Source organism: Mesorhizobium sp. M4B.F.Ca.ET.089.01.1.1, from assembly GCF_004022605.1.
Classification (GTDB): domain Bacteria; phylum Pseudomonadota; class Alphaproteobacteria; order Rhizobiales; family Rhizobiaceae; genus Mesorhizobium; species Mesorhizobium abyssinicae.
In genome coordinates this window covers 1-2,290 of the sequence record NZ_RZOS01000667.1, presented here as the reverse complement: position 1 = coordinate 2,290, position 2,290 = coordinate 1, and the positions used below count along the sequence as shown (strand labels likewise).

At 64.8% G+C, this 2,290-nt stretch carries 3 protein-coding genes and 1 pseudogene; 3 read left to right on the top strand and 1 reads right to left on the bottom strand.

Going from position 1 to position 2,290, the window contains the following annotated elements; genetic code table 11:
- Positions 1 to 33 precede the first annotated feature (33 nt).
- The 3 genes from EN780_RS32430 to EN780_RS32420 all read left to right on the top strand — a co-directional run bounded on the left by EN780_RS32430 (position 34) and on the right by EN780_RS32420 (position 1,935).
- On the top strand, positions 34 to 402 hold the full coding sequence (locus tag EN780_RS32430) for an Hpt domain-containing protein (RefSeq protein WP_128276310.1): 369 nt from the start codon (positions 34 to 36) through the stop codon (positions 400 to 402).
- A 94-nt stretch (positions 403 to 496) separates the two neighbouring features.
- Positions 497 to 817, top strand: coding sequence for a 2Fe-2S iron-sulfur cluster-binding protein (locus EN780_RS32425; protein ID WP_127287062.1), 321 nt, complete (start codon positions 497 to 499; stop codon positions 815 to 817).
- Between the two features lie 89 nt (positions 818 to 906).
- Positions 907 to 1,935 carry an NAD(P)/FAD-dependent oxidoreductase gene (locus tag EN780_RS32420; RefSeq protein WP_128276309.1) on the top strand — a complete coding sequence of 343 codons (1,029 nt, stop codon included), beginning with the start codon at positions 907 to 909 and terminating at the stop codon, positions 1,933 to 1,935.
- A gap of 8 nt (positions 1,936 to 1,943) precedes the next feature.
- Here EN780_RS32420 and EN780_RS32415 read toward each other — a convergent pair.
- A pseudogene (locus EN780_RS32415) lies at positions 1,944 to 2,290 on the bottom strand (MFS transporter); the annotation flags it as partial.

Here is a 2,290-nt window from a genome sequence, read left to right as displayed (position 1 = left end):
ACAGAGTCTGAACACCAAGGAGCTGCAAATTTCATGCGCGGCGAAAGCGGCATTGCCTTTTCCATGCCCGGCGGCGACGTCTCGGGAACGGCCAGGTCACGTCCTGTGGATCTCGCCCATCTTTCGCGCCAGACGATGGGCGATCGCGCCCTCGAGCAGGAGGTGCTGGCGCTGTTCGTGCAGCAGGCGCTCAGCGTGCGCGACAAGATCCTCGAAGCCGACGTCAAGGAGCGCTTGCTGCTGGCGCATGGGCTCAAAGGCTCGGCGCGCGGGGTGGGAGCGTTTGCAATCGCCGATTGTGCCGCGGCCATCGAAGGCCAGCCCGAGGACGCCAAGACCCTGAACCGGCTCGGCGTCCTGATCGAGGAAGTGCGCGAGTTCATCGCCGCCATCGGCCGCTAGTTCCAAAAAAACGTCACGGCGCGGCGCTTTCGCGCCGCAGTTGACTTGTTCGCCGGAGTGATTATCTCGGCTGGAACTCCCCTTCAGGTGACAAATGACCAAGCTGACCTTCATTGCCAATGACGGCACACAGTTCGACATGGATGCCGAAAACGGCTCGACCGTCATGGAGAACGCCATCCGCAACGCCGTGCCCGGAATAGAGGCCGAATGCGGCGGCGCCTGCGCCTGCGCGACCTGCCATGTCTATGTCGACGAGGCCTGGACGGCCGAGGTCGGCGAGCCGGAGGCGATGGAGGAGGACATGCTGGACTTCGCCTACGACGTCCAGCCGAATTCGCGCCTGTCCTGCCAGATCAAGGTGCGCGACGCCCTCGACGGGCTGGTCGTGCGCGTTCCCGCCCGCCAGGGCTGAGTTCACGCTTCGGCTATTTTTGCCGCCGCCGCTTGGCAGCGGGCCTTTGCTCATGCAGTCTCGCGCCGTTTGGCAGCGAGGCGCATTGCATGAGCGACACGATCAAGACGGACGTACTCATCGTCGGGGCAGGGCCGGTCGGCCTGTTCGCCGTGTTCGAGCTTGGCCTCTTCGACATGAAGTGCCATCTGATCGACATCCTCGACCGGCCCGGCGGCCAGTGCGCCGAACTCTATCCGGAAAAGCCGATCTACGACATTCCCGGCTGGCCGTTGATCACCGCCCAGGGCCTGGTCGACAAGCTGCTCGAGCAGATCCACCCGTTCAAGCCGGAATTCACCTACAACCGCATGGTCTCCAGCCTGGAGAAGCTGGAGGACGGCAGCTTCCGCGTCACCACCGACGAGAACGAGGTGTTCGAGGCCAAGGTGGTGGTGATCGCCGCCGGCGGCGGCTCGTTCCAGCCCAAGCGGCCGCCCATTCCGGGCATCGAAGCCTATGAAGGCAACAGCGTCTTCTATTCGGTGCGCCGCATGGAGGATTTCCGCGGCCACGACCTCGTCATCGTTGGCGGCGGCGATTCGGCGCTCGACTGGACGCTGAACCTGCAGCCGGTGGCAAAGAGCGTAACGCTGGTCCATCGCCGTCCGGAGTTCCGCGCGGCACCCGACAGCGTCAACAAAATGTACGCCATGCAGGAGATGAAGCAGCTGGATTTCCAGGTCGGCCAGGTGAGCGGCCTGAGCGGCGCCGACGGCCGGCTTTCATCCGCGACCATCAAGGGGCCGGACGGCGACATCGAGGTGCCATGCACCCGCATGCTGCCCTTCTTCGGCCTGACCATGAAGCTCGGTCCGATCGCCGAATGGGGGCTCAACCTGCATGAGAACGTGATCCCGGTCGACACCGAGAAGTTCCAGACCTCGGTTACCGGCATCTTCGCCGTCGGCGACATCAACTGGTATCCCGGCAAGCTGAAGCTGATCCTGTCGGGTTTCCATGAGGTCGCGTTGATGGCGCAGGCCGCCAAGCGCATCGTCAGCCCCGGCGAGCGCATCGTCTTCCAGTACACCACCTCGTCGACCAGCCTGCAGAAGAAGCTCGGCGTCCACGATTGAGGCGCGTGCTAGTCGGCCAGCACCGGAGCCGCGGTCTCGGGATGGCCGCGAAGCGCCTTCTCCGGCATCAGTCCGAGCGCGGCAAGCGCCATCAGCAGGATTGCCGCAGCGACGAGGAAGATCATCGTGAACGCTTCGGCAGAGGCTGCGGCGCCAGCTGAATGCGCGCCTTCGCCGGCCAGTGGCAGGCCATAGCCCAGCGCGACCGCGCCCAGGATCGCCACGCCCAGTGCGCTGCCCAAAGAGCGAAGGAAGGTGAGCACGCCGGTGGCGACGCCGAGATGCGCCTGATCGACGGCATTCTGGACCGAGACGGTGGCCACCGGAAACGTCGTTCCGCTGCCGAGGCCGACAC